20 protein-coding genes and 1 pseudogene are annotated in these 20029 nt (G+C 69.9%); 18 read left to right on the plus strand and 3 right to left on the minus strand.

Annotation, left to right across the window (positions count from 1 at the left end; genetic code table 11):
* Positions 1-80: 80 nt before the first annotated feature.
* The 4 genes from HZS56_RS33000 to HZS56_RS33015 all read left to right on the plus strand — a co-directional run bounded on the left by HZS56_RS33000 (position 81) and on the right by HZS56_RS33015 (position 5912).
* Positions 81-1559 (plus strand): GntP family permease, encoded by a 1479-nt coding sequence (locus HZS56_RS33000; RefSeq protein WP_216724498.1) that lies wholly within the window; start codon positions 81-83, stop codon positions 1557-1559.
* A gap of 91 nt (positions 1560-1650) precedes the next feature.
* On the plus strand, positions 1651-2433 hold the full coding sequence (locus HZS56_RS33005) for a hypothetical protein (protein WP_308408217.1): 783 nt from the start codon (positions 1651-1653) through the stop codon (positions 2431-2433).
* Positions 2434-2500: 67 nt separating this feature from the next.
* Positions 2501-3823 (plus strand): Nramp family divalent metal transporter, encoded by a 1323-nt coding sequence (locus HZS56_RS33010; protein WP_216724499.1) that lies wholly within the window; start codon positions 2501-2503, stop codon positions 3821-3823.
* A 166-nt stretch (positions 3824-3989) separates the two neighbouring features.
* Entirely contained in the window at positions 3990-5912 is a 1923-nt protein-coding gene (locus tag HZS56_RS33015) for a hypothetical protein (protein WP_216724500.1), read from the plus strand.
* Between the two features lie 72 nt (positions 5913-5984).
* Here the strand turns inward: HZS56_RS33015 and HZS56_RS33020 are convergent, their stop codons facing one another.
* Positions 5985-6176: a hypothetical protein gene (locus HZS56_RS33020; protein WP_216724501.1), complete on the minus strand. Its 192-nt coding sequence runs from the start codon at positions 6174-6176 to the stop codon at positions 5985-5987.
* 11 nt (positions 6177-6187) lie between these two features.
* Positions 6188-7039 carry a helix-turn-helix domain-containing protein gene (locus tag HZS56_RS33025; protein ID WP_216724502.1) on the minus strand — a complete coding sequence of 284 codons (852 nt, stop codon included), beginning with the start codon at positions 7037-7039 and terminating at the stop codon, positions 6188-6190.
* Between the two features lie 210 nt (positions 7040-7249).
* Here HZS56_RS33025 and HZS56_RS33030 point away from each other — a divergent pair, with 210 nt between their 5' ends.
* Positions 7250-7738, plus strand: coding sequence for an ATP-binding protein (locus HZS56_RS33030; RefSeq protein ID WP_216724503.1), 489 nt, complete (start codon positions 7250-7252; stop codon positions 7736-7738).
* 164 nt (positions 7739-7902) lie between these two features.
* Positions 7903-8805, plus strand: coding sequence for a hypothetical protein (locus tag HZS56_RS33035; RefSeq protein ID WP_253915294.1), 903 nt, complete (start codon positions 7903-7905; stop codon positions 8803-8805).
* Positions 8806-8865: 60 nt separating this feature from the next.
* Here the strand turns inward: HZS56_RS33035 and HZS56_RS33040 are convergent.
* A pseudogene (locus HZS56_RS33040) lies at positions 8866-9756 on the minus strand (chitinase); the annotation flags it as partial.
* Positions 9757-10259: 503 nt separating this feature from the next.
* On the opposite strand from HZS56_RS33040, the gene HZS56_RS33045 reads away from it, so the two are divergent.
* The 12 genes from HZS56_RS33045 (at position 10260) to HZS56_RS33100 (ending at position 19862) form a co-directional block, all read left to right on the plus strand.
* Entirely contained in the window at positions 10260-11204 is a 945-nt protein-coding gene (locus tag HZS56_RS33045; RefSeq protein ID WP_216724504.1) for a hypothetical protein, read from the plus strand.
* A gap of 71 nt (positions 11205-11275) precedes the next feature.
* A complete protein-coding gene (gene cpaB, locus HZS56_RS33050) occupies positions 11276-11983 on the plus strand; it encodes a Flp pilus assembly protein CpaB (RefSeq protein WP_216724505.1) in 708 nt (235 codons plus the stop codon).
* 7 nt (positions 11984-11990) lie between these two features.
* On the plus strand, positions 11991-13253 hold the full coding sequence (locus HZS56_RS33055; protein WP_216724506.1) for a CpaE/TadZ family protein: 1263 nt from the start codon (positions 11991-11993) through the stop codon (positions 13251-13253).
* Complete coding sequence (locus tag HZS56_RS33060) at positions 13250-13678, plus strand: TadE/TadG family type IV pilus assembly protein (RefSeq protein ID WP_216724507.1); 429 nt, start codon at positions 13250-13252, stop codon at positions 13676-13678. Before HZS56_RS33055 ends, HZS56_RS33060 begins: the two co-directional genes overlap by 4 nt.
* 1 nt (position 13679) lies before the next feature.
* Positions 13680-14120, plus strand: coding sequence for a TadE/TadG family type IV pilus assembly protein (locus HZS56_RS33065; RefSeq protein WP_216724508.1), 441 nt, complete (start codon positions 13680-13682; stop codon positions 14118-14120).
* Between the two features lie 18 nt (positions 14121-14138).
* The gene (locus HZS56_RS33070) at positions 14139-15476 is read left to right on the plus strand and encodes a TadA family conjugal transfer-associated ATPase (protein ID WP_216724509.1); all 1338 of its coding nucleotides are present in this window, start codon (positions 14139-14141) and stop codon (positions 15474-15476) included.
* 86 nt (positions 15477-15562) lie between these two features.
* The gene (locus HZS56_RS33075; protein ID WP_216724510.1) at positions 15563-16507 is read left to right on the plus strand and encodes a type II secretion system F family protein; all 945 of its coding nucleotides are present in this window, start codon (positions 15563-15565) and stop codon (positions 16505-16507) included.
* Positions 16508-16526: 19 nt separating this feature from the next.
* On the plus strand, positions 16527-17429 hold the full coding sequence (locus HZS56_RS33080; RefSeq protein WP_216724511.1) for a DUF5936 domain-containing protein: 903 nt from the start codon (positions 16527-16529) through the stop codon (positions 17427-17429).
* A gap of 393 nt (positions 17430-17822) precedes the next feature.
* Positions 17823-18023 (plus strand): hypothetical protein, encoded by a 201-nt coding sequence (locus HZS56_RS33085; RefSeq protein WP_216724512.1) that lies wholly within the window; start codon positions 17823-17825, stop codon positions 18021-18023.
* A complete protein-coding gene (locus tag HZS56_RS33090; protein ID WP_216724513.1) occupies positions 18020-18619 on the plus strand; it encodes a pilus assembly protein TadG-related protein in 600 nt (199 codons plus the stop codon). Before HZS56_RS33085 ends, HZS56_RS33090 begins: the two co-directional genes overlap by 4 nt.
* Before the next feature lie 33 nt (positions 18620-18652).
* Positions 18653-19234: a hypothetical protein gene (locus HZS56_RS33095; RefSeq protein WP_216724514.1), complete on the plus strand. Its 582-nt coding sequence runs from the start codon at positions 18653-18655 to the stop codon at positions 19232-19234.
* Positions 19235-19241: 7 nt separating this feature from the next.
* Complete coding sequence (locus HZS56_RS33100) at positions 19242-19862, plus strand: OmpA family protein (protein WP_216724515.1); 621 nt, start codon at positions 19242-19244, stop codon at positions 19860-19862.
* Positions 19863-20029: the final 167 nt, after the last annotated feature.

The following is a 20029-nucleotide window of genomic DNA, read 5'->3' on the forward strand; positions in this document are numbered from 1 at the left end:
GAACTTTCGGGCAGGCCGGGGCGCCGTGCCGCGCCCCGCCCTGCCCGAAAGTTCCATGCGCTTAGCAAGAGGACCCCCGTATGTCCCACATATCCCTCCCGCTCGCCGCCGACGAGGCGCCACCGCACACCGGCGGTCTCCTCACCCTGATCGACGGCACGGCGGGCCTGCTGACCGTCGCCGCGATCGGCATCGTGCTGCTGCTCTTCCTGATCATCAAGGTCCGGCTGCAGCCGTTCGTCGCGCTGCTCGCCGTCTCCATAGCCGTCGGCCTGCTCGCCGGCCTCTCGGTCACCGAACTCTTCGGCACCGTGCAGAAGTCCGACGCCGTCTCGACCATCGAGTCCGGCATGGGCGGCATCCTCGGCCACGTCGCCATCATCATCGGCCTGGGCACCATGCTCGGCGCGATCCTCGAGGTCAGCGGCGGCGCGGAAGTACTTGCCTCCCGCCTCCTCGGCCTCTTCGGCGAGAAGCGCGCCCCGCTCGCGATGGGCCTGACCGGTCTGATCTTCGGCATCCCGGTCTTCTTCGACGTGGGCATCTTCGTCCTCGCGCCCATCGTCTACGCCGCCGCCAAGCGCTCCGGCAAGTCGGTCCTGCTCTACTGCCTGCCGCTGCTGGCGGGCCTCTCCATGACCCACGCCTTCCTGCCGCCGCACCCCGGCCCGGTGGCCGCCGCCGGTCTGCTCCACGTGGACCTGGGCTGGATCATCCTCATGGGCATCGTCTGCGGCATCCCGGCCGTGCTCGCCGCCTGGGCCTTCTCGGCCTGGGTCGGGCGCCGCATCTTCGTCGCCGTGCCGCAGGACATGGTCGAGGCGGCCGAGGAGGCCAAGCAGTCCGTGGTCGAGGAGCAGCGCAGGGCCGGTGTCACGCCGCACGAGAACCCGGTCCCGCTCGGCACGGTCCTCGGCATCATCGGCACCCCGCTGGTACTGATCCTCGCCGCGACCTTCTCCTCCATCGCCCTGGACCCGTCCACCCTCCGCTCGGTGATCGAGTTCTTCGGCAACCCGTTCGTCGCCCTGACCATCGCGCTGTTCCTCGCGTACTACCTGCTCGGCATCCGGCGCGGCTGGTCCCGCAAGTCCCTGGAGACCGTCTCGACGGCCTCGCTGAAGCCGGTCGGCAACATCCTGCTCGTGGTCGGCGCGGGCGGGGTCTTCGGCGCCGTCCTCAGCGCGAGCGGCGTCGCTCAGGCCCTCTCCGACACCTTCAACGACGTCGGCCTGCCGGTGATCGTCCTGTCCTACCTGCTCTCCCTGGTGCTTCGGGTGGCGCAGGGCTCGGCGACCGTGGCGATCGTGACGACGGCGGGCATCGTGGCGCCGCTGCTGGCGGAGGGCGACCACTCGCAGGCGTTCGTCGCGCTGGTCATCATGGCCATCTCGGCGGGCTCCATCTTCGCCTCGCACGTCAACGACGGCGGCTTCTGGATGGTCGCCAAGTACTTCGGCATCAGCGAGCGGGACACCCTGAAGACGTGGACCGTGCTGGAGAGCGTGCTGTCGCTGGCCGGGTTCGTGGTGGCGGCCGTGGTCAGCCTCTTCGTGTAGGGGCCACGGATCAGGGGCGCGGGTAGTCGTCTGATAACGATGACGGGGGCTGGCTGTGTCCGACACAGGATCGTCGACCATACTGCCCGCTGTGGAGCAGCGCAGAGGATCGACGAGCCAGCCCCTGGAAGGCGCCGGATTCGACCCGGCCTTCATCCCCGGGCTCACCGCACCCGTGTCAGGTGGGCCCGAGGACGTGAGACGCGACGAGGCGGAGAAGGACGCCGAGGAGCCCGCGACGGCCGGCGAAACGCCCGCCGAGGATGCGGCGGACGCCGAGGAGACGGGCTCCGGGGTGACGGGCTCCGGGGACGCGGAGGACGAGGCCCCCGTGGACGGCCCCGTCTTCGAGGCCTCCGACCGCCGAGCGAAGATCGTCGCCGACCACAAGGGCGTACGCCTGTCCCTCGACGACCAGGCGTGCGAGTTCCGCTGGGACGAGGTCGGGGCCGTGGAGACGGAGACCGGCCGCTTCGGCAAGCGGTTCACCGTCACGGTGCACACGCCGGACCGCCGCTGGTACCCGATCGAGATCGAGGCGACGTCCCGGAGCCGCTTCGCGGAGTGGGAGTCCGCCCTGGACGAGGTCCTGGACGCGTACTTCGAGGACGACGAGCCGGAGCCGGCTGCGGAGCCCGACGCGGAGGCGGAGCCGGACGGTGACGGCAAGCCGGACGGTGACGCCGAGCCGGACGGTGACGCCGAGTCGGGCGACGCCGTCAAGGGCGACGACGCGAAGGACGCCGACAAGAAGGACGAGGCGAAGGACGCCGACAAGAAGACGGACGCGAAGTCCGACGCGGACGCAGGCTCGAAGCCCGACGAGAAGTCCGACGAGAAGACCGACAAGGACGCCACCGCCCGCGCCGAGTAGGCGCATCGCGTGAAGATCCCCGCACGCCCTCTTGTCCCGCTGTCCGCCATGGGCTTTCTTGACCACCATGGCGGACACCACGGGCAACACCACAGGCGCGGGCGTACCGGTCGGCACCGGTCCGGCTCCTCGTAAGTCCAGTTGGCGCTACATCGGCCCCGGCATCGTCGTCGCGGCGACCGGGGTGGGCGCCGGCGACCTCGTCGCGACGCTCATCGCGGGCAGCAACTTCGGCTACACCCTGCTGTGGGCGGCCGTCATCGGCTGCCTGGTGAAGATCTCCCTCGCCGAGGCGTGCGGCCGCTGGCACCTGGCCACCGGCCGCACGCTGTTCGACGGCTGGGCCAGCCTCGGCCGCTGGACGACCTGGTTCTTCGCGATCTACGCCGTGATCTGGGGCTTCGTCTACGGCGCGGCGGCGATGTCGTCCAGCGCCCTGCCCCTGCAGGCCCTCTTCCCGGACGTGATGGGCCTCGAATGGTGGGGCATCGCCTCGGGTCTGGTGGGTCTGGTCTTCGTCTGGTTCAACAAGTACAACGTCTTCGAGAAGGTCATGACGGTCCTGGTGGGCGTCATGTTCGTCGTGACCGTCTACCTCGCGATCCGCGTCACCCCGAACCTCGGTGACGCCTTCGCGGGCCTCCTGCCGGTCCTCCCGGACGAGAAGGACTCGGTCCTCAACACCCTCGGCCTGATCGGCGGCGTCGGCGGCACCATCACGCTGGCCGCGTACGGCTACTGGGTCAACGCCAAGGGCTGGACCAACACCGGCTGGATGAAGGTCATGCGCCTGGACAACCGGGTCGCCTACGCGACGACCGGCATCTTCGTGATCGCCATGCTCTTCGTCGGCGCGGAGCTGCTGCACTCGGCGAACATCGCGATCGCGAGCGGCGACAAGGGGCTGATCCAGCTCGGCGACATCCTGGAGCAGCAGTACGGCACCGCCACCGGCAAGCTCTTCCTGATCGGCTTCTTCGCCACCAGCTTCACGTCCCTGATCGGCGTCTGGCACGGCGTGAGCCTGATGTTCGCCGACTTCCTGGCCCGGCAGCGCGGTGAACGCGAGGCACGCGCCGACGAACTGGCCTCGGGCCGCCGCGAGAAGTCCTGGACGTTCCGCGCCTACCTGCTCTGGCTGACGTTCCCGCCGATGATCCTGCTCTTCCAGGACGAGCCCTTCCGCCTGATCATCATCTACGGCGTCCTGGGTGCCGCCTTCATGCCCTTCCTCGCTCTCACCCTGATGTGGCTCCTCAACTCCTCCCGCACACCCCGCGAATGGCGCAACGGCGGCCTGAGCAACGGCATGCTCGCGATCGCGGGCCTGCTGTTCCTGGTCCTGTGCGTGAAGCAGATCTGGGACCAGCCGTGGTCGGAGTTCTTCTAGGCCGGTTCGCCCTGCGGGCGTGCATGTTCCCCGATCCGACGGAACAGCCCTGCTGCCCGGGCCCTGCCCTGCCCGGCTGTAAGTGATTGCCCGAACAGTCAGGCCACAGTGCCTCCTGGCTCCTTCCCGAGTGTGCCTCAGGAGCGGTAGACCGGAGAATGGACACGTGTCCGAACCCCGTACACGGGGCGAACTCCAGGAGGCTGTCGCGATGCACGAGTACGACCCCGGCCTGGGCCGTCAGCAAGGGAAGAAGGCCCGGGGCCCGGGGCTCCAGGGTGCCTCGGCGCTGAACCTCCAGCAGCTGGCGGGAAACGCGGCGGTCGGTCGACTGCTGGGCGGGGACGGACACGCCGGGGGTGCGGCGGCCCCCCTCGCGTCCGGTGGCGCGGCGCCGGACATCCTGGCCGTGCAGCGGCTCGCCGGGAACGCCGCCGTGGGCCGGGGCCTCGGGGCGGGTCGGAAGGCCGCGCCCGGGCGGCGCGGGGCGGCGGGGTCCGCCGCCCCGGTGCAGCGGGCCCTGCGGGTCGGCAGCCTCGATTACAGCAAGGAGTACAAGGAGAGGACCGACGGGCTGGCACCGCACCAGCACGAGGCGGTGCTCAACGAGTTGGTGAATCACGCCGTGGGCGGTTTCCGCGATCAGGCGGCGCGGGAGCTCTCCCGTGAGGAACAAGCGATGTTCGACCGCGAGGAGAGGCGGATCGCCCAGCAGTTGCGCAAGGTCATCGTGTCCCCCGTCGGGCAGCGGGGAAACCATCCCGTCCTCAAGCAGTTCGTCGGTGTGAACGAGGACTTCGGCGCCAAGAACCGTGACGTCCGGGTCAACAACTACACGGAGCTGGCCCGCAACCTCATGGGCTGGGTCTACGCCAAGGAAAAACGGCACCAGGAGAAGAACGCCGCAGAGCATGTCCAGAGGGAGGGAGAAGTCGAAATCTTCCTGAATGTGCTCCTGCGCCGCATCCACCGCATGGCGGAGGGCATGAAGGGCGGCATGACCGGGCGGGAGGCCAAGATCATGGATCACGAGCTCGCCACCGGGCTGTCCCACATCGAGTCGCAGCCGATCAAGCACGGCCGGCATGACCCGAGCAAGGCCAACAGGCCCATCGGGTCCTACCTGGCGTACTTCGACGGGCGGTTCAACAAGAAGTTCGAAGGGACCTCGCTCGAAACCCTTGTCGCGGACCACGGCGGCTTCCTGGCGCTGATGCAGAACCCGGAGAAGTTCGGGTTCAGGGACAAGATGATCGCCCTGCACGACCTCAGCGAGTACTTCGGCCACTCTCGTCACACGCCGCCCGGCATGGGCAAGGAACACGTGCCGGAGATCGACCAGGACGACACCTGGAGCACCGCGGGGTACGACCACCACGGCAATCGGGTCGTCGTGCAGGACCGCGGTCAGAACCCGGTGGTGAAGCCCGACGGCTCGGTCAAAGAGCACCCCTCGACGCGGAACGAGAACTCGAACACCACGCGGCTGGCGCGTTCGAGGAACATTCCCGTCTGGGCGGGACAGTCCTACACGGCGGCCCGGATGTACAAGATGGCCGCCGAGGCGGGGGCGTCGAAGGAGGAGATCGCCGCCGTCGGCTGGGGCATCTTCTCGTTCTGGCGGATCAACTTCGACCACACGACCGAGTTCGCCTATCACACGCTGCACGAAGTGATGGACATCGCCCAGAACTTCGGGGTGCCCTACGACGTCGACGACCAGTACGCCTCCCTGGGCCTGCCGAAGGTGCAGCGGATCGCTGACAAGCTGGTCGGCGTGCGCAACAGCACCGATGCGGCCTACGAGGACGTGCGGTCCCAGATCCGGGCGATGGAACGCCAGATGAGCCGGCCGAACCGGATGACCCTCGACCACGAGGAGCACTTCCTGCGGGTTGCGTACGGGGTGCAGGACGAGTTGGAAGACATCCGGGCGAATCTCCAGGAGCGCGTGGAGCGGTTCGCCAGGTGGCAGCAGCTGTCGTCGCGCGAGAGGACGAAGCTCGTGACGTACTGCCTCAACCATCTGCGGGAGACCAGGCAGCGGATGAATCGCCTGTCCAGCAGGCTCGCCGCCATGCCGCGCTGACGACGGACGGCCCGGACACCGGAACCGCCCCTCGCGCCGGGCCCCGCGGGATGGCGACGCGCGTGCCCGGCATCACAGCAGATGGTCCGCCTTGCCCGCCTTGATGTCGAGGATCATGCGGCGCAGGGCGTCCCGGCTGTCGGTGAGGGGGGTGTCCTCCTCGCCGGCTATGGCGATGTAGGCGTGGCCACTGGTGTCGGTGCCGAGGCGGAAGCAGCTTGCTCCCTCCCCGCAGAAGGGCTCTTCCCACGTGATCTCGTCCATGGTGCGTCTCCTCACAGGCCGTTGGCGACTTCCCGGATGAAGTCGCGGGACGCCTGCGGAGACAGGGCGATGCGCTCCATCCAGTCCAGATGTGTACGGTACTTCGCGAGTTGAGCATCACCACTCAGGAACTCCGGCCCGTGGGTGCTGTCGACCTGGACGGTGTCCAGTTGGGGAACCGGGCCTTCCAGGTAGTTGAAGATCTGCCCAGAGCCGGGGAAGGATCCGGCGGCGAAGGGCACGACCAACAGCCGTACGGCGGGCCGCTCGGAGACCGCCAGCAGGTGCTCCAGCTGGGCTCGCGCGATCTTGGGCCCACCGAACTGCATGCGCACGGCCGCCTCGTGGACGACGGTGACGTACTCGGGCGGGTCATCCCCTTCGAGTACCTGCTGACGCTCGACGCGGTACGCCAGTCGCAGTGCGACTTCGTGCTCGGGCAGCGGTGGCAGAACGGCCCGAAAAAGTTCGAGCGCGTGGTCGCTGGTTTGCAGCAGACCCGGGATGTGCGCGACGTGAATGGTGCGCATGCGCGTCGCCTGCGCCTCGAACTCGGCGATGTCGAGCAGCCCTGCGGACAGCGAACCCCGGTACCGCTCCCACCACCCGCGCGCGCCCGGACGGGCCATGGCGACGAGCGCCTCGACGTAGGCCTCGTCGGAACAGTCGCAGTTGCAGGCCAGGGTGCGCAGCCGTTCCGGGCTGATCGTGCGGATGCCCGTCTCGACGTTGGAGATCTTCGCCCGGTCGAGCCCGAGCAGTCCGGCCGCCTGGTCGGCCGTTACGCCCGCCGCGACCCGCATCTTCCGCAGTTCGGCGCCCAGTCGCCTCTGACGCTCGGTCGGTGTCGTCCTCGGAGGCATGCCCTTCCTTCCTCTGTGATCTCGCAGCAGTCTGTCGCCTCTTCGGCACCCGCGGACCACGATCGGGTCAATTTCTATGAGTGAGTGGTAATTGACCCACAACTGACTCCACATTCAGTGACGTTCCCGTCACCCGGCGAGTCCGGAAGTGCATTGTGCAGGCCTGCCTGCGCGACGAAGCCACCGGCAGCCCTCTCCGAAGGAGTCACCATGCCCGAGACCCGCTGCCCCTCCGCACCCTCCTGTCCGGCCGACCCGGCGCCGCCCGTGCCCGAGACGCTGGCCTACAGCTTCACGCTCCCCGCCGCCCTGGCCAGCGCAGCGCTCGCGCGGGCGGCGGCCAGGGAGGTGCTGCGGGCGCACGGGCTGACGGACATGCTGGACCCGGCGCTGCAAGCGGTCGGTGAACTGTCGGCCGTGGCCTGTCAGTTCACGGAGTCGCAGAACTACTACCTGACCCTCCGCTACCGCTCCGCCACCCTCCGGGTGATCGTCTACGACAGTCATCCCCGGCACATCAGCCCCCACCTCGCCACGGCCTGCGACACCCGCCGCCGCGCGGCTCTGCGCGTGCTGGCCTGTGTCTGCCGGGCCTGCGACGGCGCGTGGGGTTTCGGGGAGGCGAGGGAGCCGGGCGGCGGCACCCGTATGTGGGCGACCCTTCCGAGGGCGAGCGCCGCGGCGTACGGGGCGCCTTGACGGGTGGTCCGGCGCCGCGGCAGCCACAGTCCTCCGTCGTACGCGGTACGGGTGAATGCGCCCGCGGTTCAGTTCGGTGCAGGTGGTGGGTCTTCTACGTTCTGTGATGGCAACCCCAGGGCCTAGGAGGGTCCCGGGAGCAGGACCGGTGAAAGGCGCGCCTGATGTCGGGGTTGGGGAGCGCGGTGGCGCGGACGGTGGCCCTGGGGCCGTCCATCGGCTGCGGCGTACTGGCGGTGTCGCTGGTGCTCCGTGCGCGGTGGACGAGCGGTCGGGTGCGGACGCGGCTGCTCCTGCTGGGGGGTTCGGCGGTGGCCGGAGGCGCGTACCGGCTGCTGGCCGACGTGCTGTCGGCGCACTCCGCGGACCCGGGGCAGGACGAGCGGTGGCTGCTGGGGCCGGTCGTGGCCGTCGGGGCGACGCTCGCGGTCGGCCTGGGGACGGCCGGACTGGTGGTCGCGGCCGATGCCGGCACCGGCAGGCCCGTGCTGCTGCGGCGGGTGCTCGACGGGTTCGTCGCGGCGGGAGCCCTGTTCATGGCGGGATGGGTCCTGCTGAGCGGAACGGGCAGCGGCTGGCGGCTGGGGGAGGGGATGGTGGGCTTCCTGTGGGCCGCCGAGCTGGTGTTCCTGAGCTTCCTGCTGGCGCTGTGCCGCCTGGTGCGCAGTGACCGGAGGGCCACGCTGTGGGCGGGGATCGTCGGCCTGTCCCTCATGCTGCTCGGCGACACCCTGCAGCTGTGGGCGGTCGGCCCGCACCGGCCCGGTGTCCTGGCCTGTCAGTTGGTCGACGGCTGCAGGACCGCGGGCCTCCTGGTGATCACCGCGGGCCCGTGGCTGCCCGGCGGGGCGAGTGTCCTGGGCATGGCCCGGCCGACGCTGCGCTGGGGGATGGAGGGCGCGGCTGCGTTCGTGCCGCTGATCGTCTGCACGGTCATGGCGCTGGGGTACGTACTGGCCCCGGCCGCCCACGACCCGGTGCCGCTGCTGGTCGGCGGGGCGGTACTGGTGAGCCTGTGGGCGCGTCAGAAGTTCCTGCCGAACGAGGTGCTGGGCAGGGGCGACTGAGCCCCGTACGGCCGCTCTCCCGGAGGGGGTGGGCGGCCGCACGGGGCTCGGGCCGGAGTGCTACGGCAGCGCGTGCACGTGCGGACCCACCGCGCCCGACCAGCCGTTGCCCGCCGTCGCGTCCCAGTTGGTGGACCAGGTCATCGCGCCGCGCAGGTCGGGGTAGGTCTTGGACGGCTTGAAGGAACCGCAGTTCGTCCCCTGGGTGAGGCAGTCCAGGGCGTCGTTGACCACCGACGGCTCGGCGTAGCCGCTGCTCGCCGCGCTGGACGACGCCGGCACGCCGAGGCCGACCTGCGACGCGTCGAGGCCGTTCTCCAGCTGGATGCAGGCCAGGGCGGTGAGGAAGTCCACCGAGCCCTGCGCGTACACCTGGCCGTCGCAGCCCAGCATCGTGCCGCTGTTGTAGTACTGCATGTTGACGACCGTGAGGATGTCCTTCACGTTCAGCGCCGTCTCGAAGTACGAACCGGACGTCGACTGCATGTCGATGGTCTGCGGCGCCATCGTCAGGACCATGTCCGGGCCCGCTTGTTCGGACAGGGCGCGCAGGGCCTCCGTCATGTAGGTCGGGTTGAGGCCGTTCTCCAGGTCGATGTCGACGCCGTCGAAGCCGTACTCCTGCATGACGGACCAGACGGAGTCCGCGAAGTTCGTCGCGGAGGCCGAGTCGCTCACCCCGACGGTACCCTTCTCGCCGCCCACCGAGATGATGACCTTCTTGCCGGCGGCCTGCTTGGCGGCGACGTCCGCCTTGAACTGGTCGACGGTGTAGCCGCCGAGCCCCGCCGAGTCGAGGTTGAACTCCACCGCGCCCGGCGTCGTGGTCGCGTCGGCGAAGGCCACCGCGATGATGTCGTAGTCGTCCGGCACGTCGGAGAGCTTCTGGACCGTCGCCCCGTTGTTGAAGTTCTGCCAGTAACCGGTCACCGCGTGCTTCGGGACGTCGGCGGTCGCACCGGCACCGGCCTCCGTCGCCGCCGAGGACGTGGCCGTCGCGCCGGACGAGGTCTCGGCGTTCGCGGAAGACATGGGGCCGACGGCCGTGAACGCGAGTGCCAGGGCGCCGGTGACGGCGGCCGTCCAGGTGCCGAGCCGACGCGTGCGCCGCCTGCTTGCGGAGTCCACTGCTGCCTCCGGGGGGAGTGGGGGGATGGGGACGGCGGCCACCGTTGACGTACAAGGTGGTCCAGACCAATCAGGGGTGTCAAGGGGTGGGCACGGACCAAGTTGGCCGCCGCGACGGTTCGGCAGTTGGTAGCCGTGCCGGTTCGGCCGTTGGGTGCCGTGCCGGTTCGGCCGTGGATCGTGAAATGCTCAACCCGTCCTGGTTTGGCGTACCTTGCGCATCACAAGTTGTTCCAGAGCTGGAGAATCGCTGTTCTCCCGTCACAGACGCGTGGATACAGTGCTCAGGTAGTCACGCAGCGAAGTCATCCGGGTGTGCCGGAGCCATGCCGGCGGACCTGCGGGCATGGGGAGACGGGGAGCCGCACGTGCCAACTGCCATTGCCGTGACCAGTGCCGACCTGGCACTGCCGCCACAGGACGAACGAACGCTGCCCGCGGTCGTGCTGAAGGACGTCGACCAACGTCCCCTGGAGCAGGTGCTGGCCGAACTGCAGTCGCTGGTCGACCAGCACGGGCACGTCGTCGTGGTGTGCTCGCAGGCCGTCCCGGCGAGCGTGGAACGACGGCTGCGCACCGTCCGCGCCCTCCTGGAGACCGACCGCGTCGCACTGTTCCAGCCGTCGCTGCCACCGCTCGGACTGGCCGTCCTCGTACGCCAGTTGCGCCAGCTCGCCTCCTGCGACCTCAGCCCCGGCATCCTCGCCTCGGCCGGCCGGCTGCTCACCCACTACGTCCACGCCGGTGCCGTGCTCGGCTCGGTGACCCGGCTCGACCGGGTGCCCGTGGACCTCAAGGCGCACGCCAGGTCCTGGGTACCGGGCAGCCAGTTCGGCGTGGTGGCCCACCCGGTGCCGCAGCTGGTGCGGATCGGGCCCGAAGCCGCGCTGTCCGGGCCCGAGTTCGCCACCTGGCTGCTGGTGGCCAAGGGGCAGCACTCCGCCGACTGGGTCACCGGCACCCTCGCCCCGTCCTGGCAGGTGCAGGGGCTGCGTGAGATGCCGCTGCCCGCCGAGTCGCCGCACTGGTGGGGGACCGGGCGGCTGACCGAGTTCTGCGCCTACCTGCCCGACCTCTCCGTCCTCTACCAACTGGTCACGTCGGTACGGCAGAGCACCTGCCACTGGTGCGGGATCGACGTCATAGGCGACCGCTGCGTGTTCTGCTCCGCCACGCCCCCGGTGTACGACGACGACGGCGGCCGCGCCCTCGGCCACCGCCGCGACCCCGCACTGGGCCGCCGCAGTGAGAGACGTGCCCTCACGGGGTAGGTCGGTACCGCTCAGCCTTCCCCGCCATCCGATCCGGTCCGACCGATTCCCCCAATGAGGTTGCACGGCCCATGAACTCCCGCCAGCGCCGCGGCATCATCCTGCTGATCCTGTCGGTCCTCTGCGCCCTCGGCGCCTTCGCCGGCGTGCTGTCCGTCATCAACGACGTGCAGTCCAAGGTCGGCCCCGAGGTCGCCGCGTACCGCGTGAAATCCGACATCGAGCCCTATACGCAGCTCGGCGCGGCGCAGTTCGAGAAGGTCGAGATGCCCGAGCGCTGGCTGTCCGACAACGCCGTCACCGAACTCGGCCAGGTCCGCGGGAAGATAGCCGTGACGAAGCTGAAGGCGGGCTCACTGCTCCAGACCGACATGATCGTCGACACGCCCGCCCTGCGGCCCGGACAGCAGGAGGTCGCCATCATGATCGACGCGGCCACCGGCGTCGCCGGCAAGATCACACCGGGTTCCGCCGTCAACGTGTACGCCACCTTCGAGGGACAGCGCGAGAGCGACCCCGACCAGTCCAAGATCATCGTGACCAACGCCAAGGTCATCGACGTCGGCGAACTCACCTCGCTCGAACCCGACGAGGACAGCCGCGACCGGGAACCCACCGACGCCGTCCCCATCACCTTCGCCCTGTCCACCCTCGACGCCCAGCGCCTCACCTACGCCGAGTCGTTCGCCCGGCGGGTCCGGCTCGCCCTGGTGGCGCCCGGCGGTGACTCCACGGTTCCGGACGCCGACCGGACGTACGAACTCGCGAAGGACAAGTGAGAGCCGTATGGCCACCAGGATCCTCCCGGCAGCCGGCGACGCGGACGCCGTACGGTCCATCACGACCCTGCTCAGCCAGCTCCCCGACGCCGAACCCCTCGCGCCCGTCGTCGACTCCACCCAGCTCGCCGACACCCTTGCCCGGCTGGCCGCCGAGTCCGTCGACGAACTGCCCGAGGTCGTCGTCGTCCACGAGCGGATCGGCCCGGTACCGGCCCTGGAGCTGATCCGGGAGGTCGCCCTGCGCCACCCGGCCGTCGGCGTCATCCTCGTCACCTCCGACCCCGGCCCCGGCCTCTTCCAGGCCGCCATGGACTACGGCGCCCGGGGCCTGGTCTCCCTCCCGCTCGGCTACGAGGAACTCGCCAGCCGCGTCCAGGCGGTGGCCCAGTGGTCGGCGGGCGTGCGCCGGCACCTCGGCAGCGGCGCCGACGAACTCACCGGCGCCGGCGGCACCGTCGTCACGGTCAGCGGCGCGAAGGGCGGCGTGGGCGCCACCCTCACCGCCGTCCAACTGGCCCTGGCCGCCCAGGCCTCCGGCCGCTCCACCGCCCTGCTCGACATGGACCTCCAGACCGGCGACGTCGCCGCCTACCTGGACGTGCAGTTCCGCCGCTCCGTCGCCGACCTGGCCGCCATCACCGACCTCTCGCCGCGCGTCCTGGCCGACGCCGTCTTCCGCCACGACAGCGGTCTTGCCCTGCTCCTCGCCCCCGGCGAGGGCGAACGGGGCGAGGAGGTCACCGACCGCGCCGCCCGCCAGATCGTCGGCGCCCTGCGCTCGCGCTACGAGGTCGTCGTCGTCGACTGCGGCGCCCAGCTCGGCGGCGCGGGCGCGGCCGCCGTGGAGGTGGCCGACACGGCCCTGCTGGTCACCACCCCCGACGTGGTCGCCGTACGGGGCGCCAAGCGGGCGGTGCGGCTGTGGGACCGGCTGCAGATCCGCAAGGCGGAGGAGACCACCGTGGTCGTCAACCGGCACACCCGGAGCGCGGAGATCCAGCCCCCGCTGATCCAGCGGATCACCGGCACCGCCGTCGCGGCCACCGCGGTCCCGGCGGGCTTCAAGGAACTCCAGGCCGCCGTGAACGCCGGCCGCGTCCACGAACTCGACGCCAAGGGCGCGGTGAAGCAGGCCCTGTGGACCCTCGCCGGTGAACTGGGCCTGGCCGGCGCCCCCGAGGGCGACCGCAAGGGTCACGGCCACGGCCGCCTCCGGGGCGACCGGGGCTCGGTGAGCTTCCGGCGCCGGAGGGACGGTGGGGGATGAGGCGGTGGGGGGTGAGGTGGCCGGGGCACCGGGGTCCGGATCGTGACCGCGACCGGGACCGGGAGAGCGGCCAGGTCACCATCGAGTTCCTCGGCATGACGCCGGTGATCGTCGCGACGCTGGTGGTGCTGTGGCAGCTCGTACTGGTGGGGTACACCTACACACTTGCGGGGAATGCTGCCGACGAGGCGGTAAGGGCGGCGACGGCCGCCGAGCGGGGGGCGCGGCAGGGGGCCTGCCAGGAGGCGGGCCTGGACAAGCTGCCGGGAGCGTGGGAGGGAGGGGCCGCTGTGGACTGCGGCACCGCGGGCGGGTACGTCACCGCCGACGTGCGCATCGAGGTCCCCATCCTCTTCCCGGGCACGGTCAGCTTCCCGTTCACCGTGCACGGACACGCGGGGGCCGTGGAAGAGGAGGACGACTGAGATGCCGTACTCCGGTCCGTATTCCGGTCCGTACTCCGCGACGCACTCCGGACGTGGCTCCGCGCCCGCCCGTGACAGGGGCAGGGGCAGGTGCCGGGGCAGGAACCGGGACCGGGGCCAGGTCGCCATCGAGTACCTCGGCTTCCTGCCGATCCTGATCGTCGTCGGTATGGCCGTCGTACAGCTCGGCCTGATCGCGTACACCGCCCAGCAGGCCGGTACCGCCGCCCGCGCCGGAGCCCGCAGCGCCTCGCTCCAGCAGAGCGCCCAGGGCGCCTGCGCGGCCGCTGTCAGCAGCTGGCTGGCCGGCGGCACGAACTGCCCCCCGTCGTACGGCGGCGAGGAGGTCACCGTCACCGCCACCGTCGGCATCCCCTCCATCGTCCCCGGCTGGGACTTCGGGGACGCCACCAGGACCGCCACCATGCCGCTGGACCACTGACCGAGGAGCCGAGGACGCATGAGCCTGCGCGCACGCATCCACTCGCCCGAGGAGAACGGCGGCCGGGGCGAGGACGGACACCTGGTCGCCTCCTACCGGGCCAAGCTCCTGGAGGAGATCGACCTCGCCGAGATGAGCTCGCTCGCGATGGCCGAACGCCGCGCCCGCCTGGAGCGGGTGCTCGGCCACATCATCAGCCGCGAGGGCCCGGTCCTGTCCACGGCCGAACGCTCCCAGCTGATCCGCCGCGTGGTGGACGAGGCCCTGGGCCTCGGCATCCTGGAACCGCTCCTCGAAGACCCCTCCATCACGGAGATCATGGTCAACGGGCCCGACGCGATCTTCGTCGAGCGCGGCGGCCGCGTCGAGCAGCTGCCGCTCCGCTTCGCCTCCCACGACCAGCTGATGCAGACGATCGAGCGCATCGTGTCCACGGTCAACCGCCGCGTGGACGAGTCCAACCCGATGGTCGACGCCCGCCTTCCCTCCGGCGAACGCGTCAACGTCATCATCCCGCCGCTCTCCCTCACCGGCGCGACGCTCACCATCCGCCGCTTCCCGCGCTCCTTCACGCTCCACGAACTGATCGGCCTCGGCTCGCTCGACGAGCACATGCTGTACCTGCTGGCCGGCCTGGTGCAGGCCCGCTTCAACATCATCGTCTCGGGCGCGACCGGCACCGGCAAGACGACCCTGCTCAACGCCCTCTCCGGTCTCATCCCGGAATCCGACCGCATCATCACCATCGAGGACTCGGCGGAACTCCAGCTCCAGCAGGCCCACGTCATCCGCCTGGAGTCCCGCCCGCCGAACGTGGAGGGCCAGGGCCGGGTCACCATCCGCGACCTGGTCCGCAACTCGCTGCGCATGCGCCCCGACCGCATCGTCGTCGGCGAGGTCCGCGGCGGCGAGTCCCTGGACATGCTCCAGGCCATGTCGACGGGCCACGACGGCTCCCTCGCCACCGTCCACGCCAACAGCGCGGAGGACGCCCTGATGCGCCTGCAGACCCTCGCCTCGATGTCGGACGTGGAGATCCCCTTCGTCGCCCTGCACGACCAGATCAACAGCTCCGTCGACGTCATCGTCCAGCTCACCCGCTTCGCCGACGGAGCCCGCCGCATCACCGAGATCGCCCTGCTGGCCAGCCACGGGGGCGAGCCGTACCGCCTGGCCACGGTCGCCCGCTTCAACGCCCGCCCGATGACCGCCGACGGCCGCATCGTCGGCACGTACGAGTACCACCCGCTCCCGCACCGCACCGCCGAGCGCCTCTACATGGCCAACCAGCCCATCCCCCAGGCCTTCGGCGTGGCCCACACCCCGGACCAGCTCACGACCCGGGAAGCCAGGTAGGCAGGCCCCGCGACGCACGTCAGAAGAACCGCGACGAACGCAGGAGGCCCGCGATGAACACCACGGAGACCAGGTAGGAACCGCCGATGGAACTGGAAACGCTCGTCACGCTCACCACCGGCATCACGTTGCTGACGTGCGTCCTGGGGGTCGTCGGCCTGCACTCCTACGCCGCGGGCCGGGCCCAGCGCGCGGCCCTGGTCGACCGCCTCTCCGCCACCGGCCAGGTACCGGTCGCCGGACGGCGCCGCCGCTTCCCCACCCTGGACCGCCGCCTGCGCCGCACCAAGCTCGGCCGCCAACTGGAACGACGCCTGTCGGCCACGGGCCTGGACGTCACACCGGGCGAGTTCTTCGCGTACATGCTCGCGACCGTGGCGGCGCTCTGGCTGATCGGCCAGGCGACCCTGGCCCCCTTCTTCGGCCCTCTCGCCGGCCTGCTGGGCGTGGGCGTGGCGATCCAGTTCCTCAACTGGCAGCGCCAGAAACGCATCGAGAAGTTCATCAACCAGCTTCCCGAACTCGCCCGCATCCTCGCCAACGCCACCCAGGCCGGCCTCGCCCTGCGCACCGCGATCGGCATGGCGGCGGAGGAGCTGGAGGCCCCGGCCGGTGAGGAACTCGGCAAGGTCGCCGACCAGTTGGCCATCGGCGCCTCCATGGACGACGCCCTGGGCGAACTCGCCGACCGCCTCCCCTCCCGGGAGCTGGTCGTCCTGGTCACCACCCTCGTCCTCTCCAACCGCGCCGGCGGCCAGGTGGTCAGCGCCCTGCGCAACCTCACGGAGACGCTGGAGGAACGCAAGGAGACCCGGCGCGAGGTCCGCACCCAGCTCTCCCAGGTCACGATGACGTCGTACGCCGTTCCCGTCCTGGGCGTCGGCTCGTTGTTCCTGATGAACGGGGTGAAGGACGGCGCCTTGGAACGCATGACGGGCTCCCCTGCGGGCCAGGCCGCGGTGATCATCGCCTTCGCCCTGTACGCGCTCGGCTTCGTCCTCATCCGCCGCCTGTCCCGCATCGACGTCTGAAAGGAGGCGGGCAGCAGACATGGGCATCCCCCTCACCGGCCTCCTCCTCGCCCTCCTCATGGGCCTGAGCGTCTGGGGCGCCTTCGCCGGAATCCGCATGTACCGGGCCGACGCCAAACTCCCCGACGACCTCGCCCTCGCCCTGGAGGTCGGCTCCACCCGCACCGGCACGGCCCACTCCCTCATCGACCGCATGGGCATGCGCTACGCCCCGGCGGTGCTCCGCCTGATGGGTCCGTCCCTGGTGGCCAGGTACCGCCGCCGCATCGACCTCGCCGGCAACCCCGGCGGCCTCACCATCGACCGCTACGCGGCCCGCAGGGCGGTGTACGGCGTCCTGGGCCTGATCGGCTTCCTGGCCTTCCTGGCCCGCGGCCAACTCCTGGGCGCGGTCGTGATGCTGGCCTTCGGCGCGTTCTGGACGGAGGTCGGCATCTGGTCGGCGATCCGCATCCGCAAGGACGTCATCGAGCGCACGCTGCCGGACTTCCTGGACGTCCTGGCGGTCGTGGTGAGCGCGGGCCTCGGCTTCCGGCAGGCCCTGGACCGGGTGGCGATGCGCTACGAGGGTCCCTGGGCCGACGAACTGCGCATCACCCTGCGCCAGATGGACCTCGGCATGAGCCGCCGCGAGGCCTTCGCGGAACTGCGCCGGCGCAACGACTCCGAACAGGTGGCGATGTTCGTGACGGCACTCCAGCAGGGCGAGGAACTGGGCGCCCCCATCGTCGACACCCTGGTCTCCCTGGCCAAGGACATGCGCCGGACGGACGCCCAGAACGCCCGCCGCAAGGCCGCCCGCGCGGTCCCCAAGGCCACGATGATGATCACGACCTTCATGGTCCCGGCCACGTTGATCCTCCTGGGCGCCGGGCTGGTGCTCGGCTCGGGGACGGACTTCGGCTCGATCACGGGCGAGTAGGCGAGCAGGCGAGTGGTCGACCAGCGGAAGGAGGAGAGCCCACCATGCCGGTCACGCGTTCGCGGAAAGGAGGCGGCGTACACAGCGACAGTGCGACTGCACACGTCTGGAAAACATCAACAACGGAAGATCTAGCCCCTAGTTGGACGACTTCCACGCAAAACCTTTCGCACTTGCAATCAGCTGTGGGACAGTCATGTCCTGGTGTTCCCAACAGGTCCAGGTCCGAACCGAGCACGAGGGAGGCGGAGACGGTGTCCGACGGAACGTCCAACACGACCGATCAGCAGCTCACCGCCCCCCAGGACCGCCGCCCCACAGCACCTGACCGGGCCCGCGACGGGTCCCCGGGGCCCTCGCACGGGAGGGCCCTCCACCCTGGAGGGGAACATCATGAACAACTGGCTCCGCACCACGGCAACTTACCTGCACACCCGAGCCACCGCCCGCAACGACAAGGGCCAGACGGCCGTGGAGTACCTGGGCATCATCGCGGTGGTGGTGGCGATCGTGCTGGTCATCTCGGGGACGGGCCTTGGGCAGACGATCTACGACGCGATCACTTCGAAGATCGCCGAAGTCACCGGTGGGTGAGTCGGCTCCGTGAACGCGGCGACGCAGGGCAGGCTTTCCCCATCTACATCACGGTGGTGGCGGGCCTGCTCTTCCTCGCACTCGCGTACTTCGCGGTCGGCCAGGCAGGAGCGACCCGTGGTGATGCACAGACGGCGGCGGACGCGGCGGCGCTCGCCGCAGCCCTGGAAACCAGGGACCGACTCACCGACGAGTGGCTCGACAACGTTCTGGACCCGGACGTATGGCAGGACATTTTCGAGGGGAAGGCGCCGGTTCCCAGCGCGTGCTGGCGTGCTCAGCAATTGGCGGCCAGCAACGACGCCACTGTGGACTGCGCACCTGACGGGCTCCTGAGCTACACCGTCGTCGCCGAGACCAACGACACGGTCGGGGAGAGCATCGTGCCGGGCACGGAGAACCAGAAGGCGACAGAGACCGCGACCGCCGTCATCGACGCCCGCTGCTCGTTCGAGCCACCTGCCGATGACGCCGACGACGAGGTGCTGCCCACCCTCTCCTGCAAAGGTGGCGAGGACTGGGACCTGAAGCCGGACGATCTCGTGGACCTGCCGAAGCCCGAGGACCTGTTTGATGTCCATCTGGCCGACAGCTGACAAGCGAACGACGAGGATGAGGAAAACGGAGTCATGAGCATTCGGTTCACGACAAGAACCCGCGGGGGAGTGGCCGCATGGCCCCTTGCGGTGATGCTGGCCTTCGGCCTGGTCGGCTGCGGTGGCGGTGGTGACGGTGACGACAAGCCGAAGGCGACGGCCTCGGCGTCGAAAGAGGGCGGGTCGGCCCCGAGTGCTCAGGAAGGCACTGCGGAGGAACCTCTGGCCGAGCTGAAGGGGGGTGACGGTCTGAGTCTGCGGATCACCTCCGCCGAGAGGGACTCGGGCGGGTTCGTGACGGTCAACGGCGAACTCAAGAACGATGCCGACAAAAGTGTCGCGATCCCCTCGGCCCTGAGCGGGAACGAGACGGAGATCGTTCGTAACGGCAGGTCGCTCGGTGGTGCGACTCTTGTCGATTCCAAGAGCAAGAAGCGCTACTACGTACTGCGCGACACGGACGGACGCCCGCTGACGACATCCGGTTTCTCGACGATGAAGGCAGGCGACCGTCTTGCTGTCTTCATGCAGTTCCCCGCACCGCCCGCGGACACCGCGGAGGTCACGTTCCAACTGCCCACCTTCGCCAGCGCGACCATCTCCATCTCCGGGTGAGGCCCTCATGACCTCGAACCTCCGCCTGGCAACGGCCATCTCCTTCCTGCTGGCCAGCACCCTCTACGGCACCACCACGGCTCAGGCCGACGACGACCCGGGCGACCCCCCGGGCACCGAACCCTCCGCGTCCGCCCCCGTCGAGGTGGACGCCAACGACCCGGACCTCAAACTCCCGGACGGCGCGACGCTGGCACGGGCGAAGGTCCTGGACATCAAGTCCATCGTGGAGGAGCAGGGCGGCGACGAACGCCGCGAGGACACGAACACGAGCGTGACGCTCGCCCTCCAGGCAGAGGTGCTGTTCGGCAAGGACAGCGCGAAACTGGGAGCCGAGGCCAAGTCCCGCATCACCGGCATCGCCGACGAGATCAAGACCCAGAACGCCACCAGGGTCAGGGTCTTCGGCTTCACCGACGACCTCGGAGCCTCGGCCCACGGCGACGTCCTCTCCAAGAAGCGCGCCAACGCCGTGCACGACGTCCTGTCCCAGACCCTGAACGACGCCGACATCACCTACGAGGTCCGCGGCTACGGGGAGCAGTACCCCATCGCCGACAACTCGACGGAGGCAGGCCGCAAGAAGAACCGCAGGGTGGAGGTCTCCTTCCCGCGCTCAGGCGGCTGACGAACAACGAGAAAGTGAAAGCGAAGCGAATGCGCCACCGCTCACTGCGCTCCCGAGCGACGTCGACGACCCTCGCCGCACTGACGGCCCTCGCCCTGACCGCCTGCAGCAACGCGAACGAGCCGGACTCGACCCCCTCAACACCCCCGAACGGCCCGAGTCCGGCT

This window comes from Streptomyces mayonensis (genome assembly GCF_018982965.1).
GTDB classification, from domain to species: domain Bacteria; phylum Actinomycetota; class Actinomycetes; order Streptomycetales; family Streptomycetaceae; genus Streptomyces; species Streptomyces mayonensis.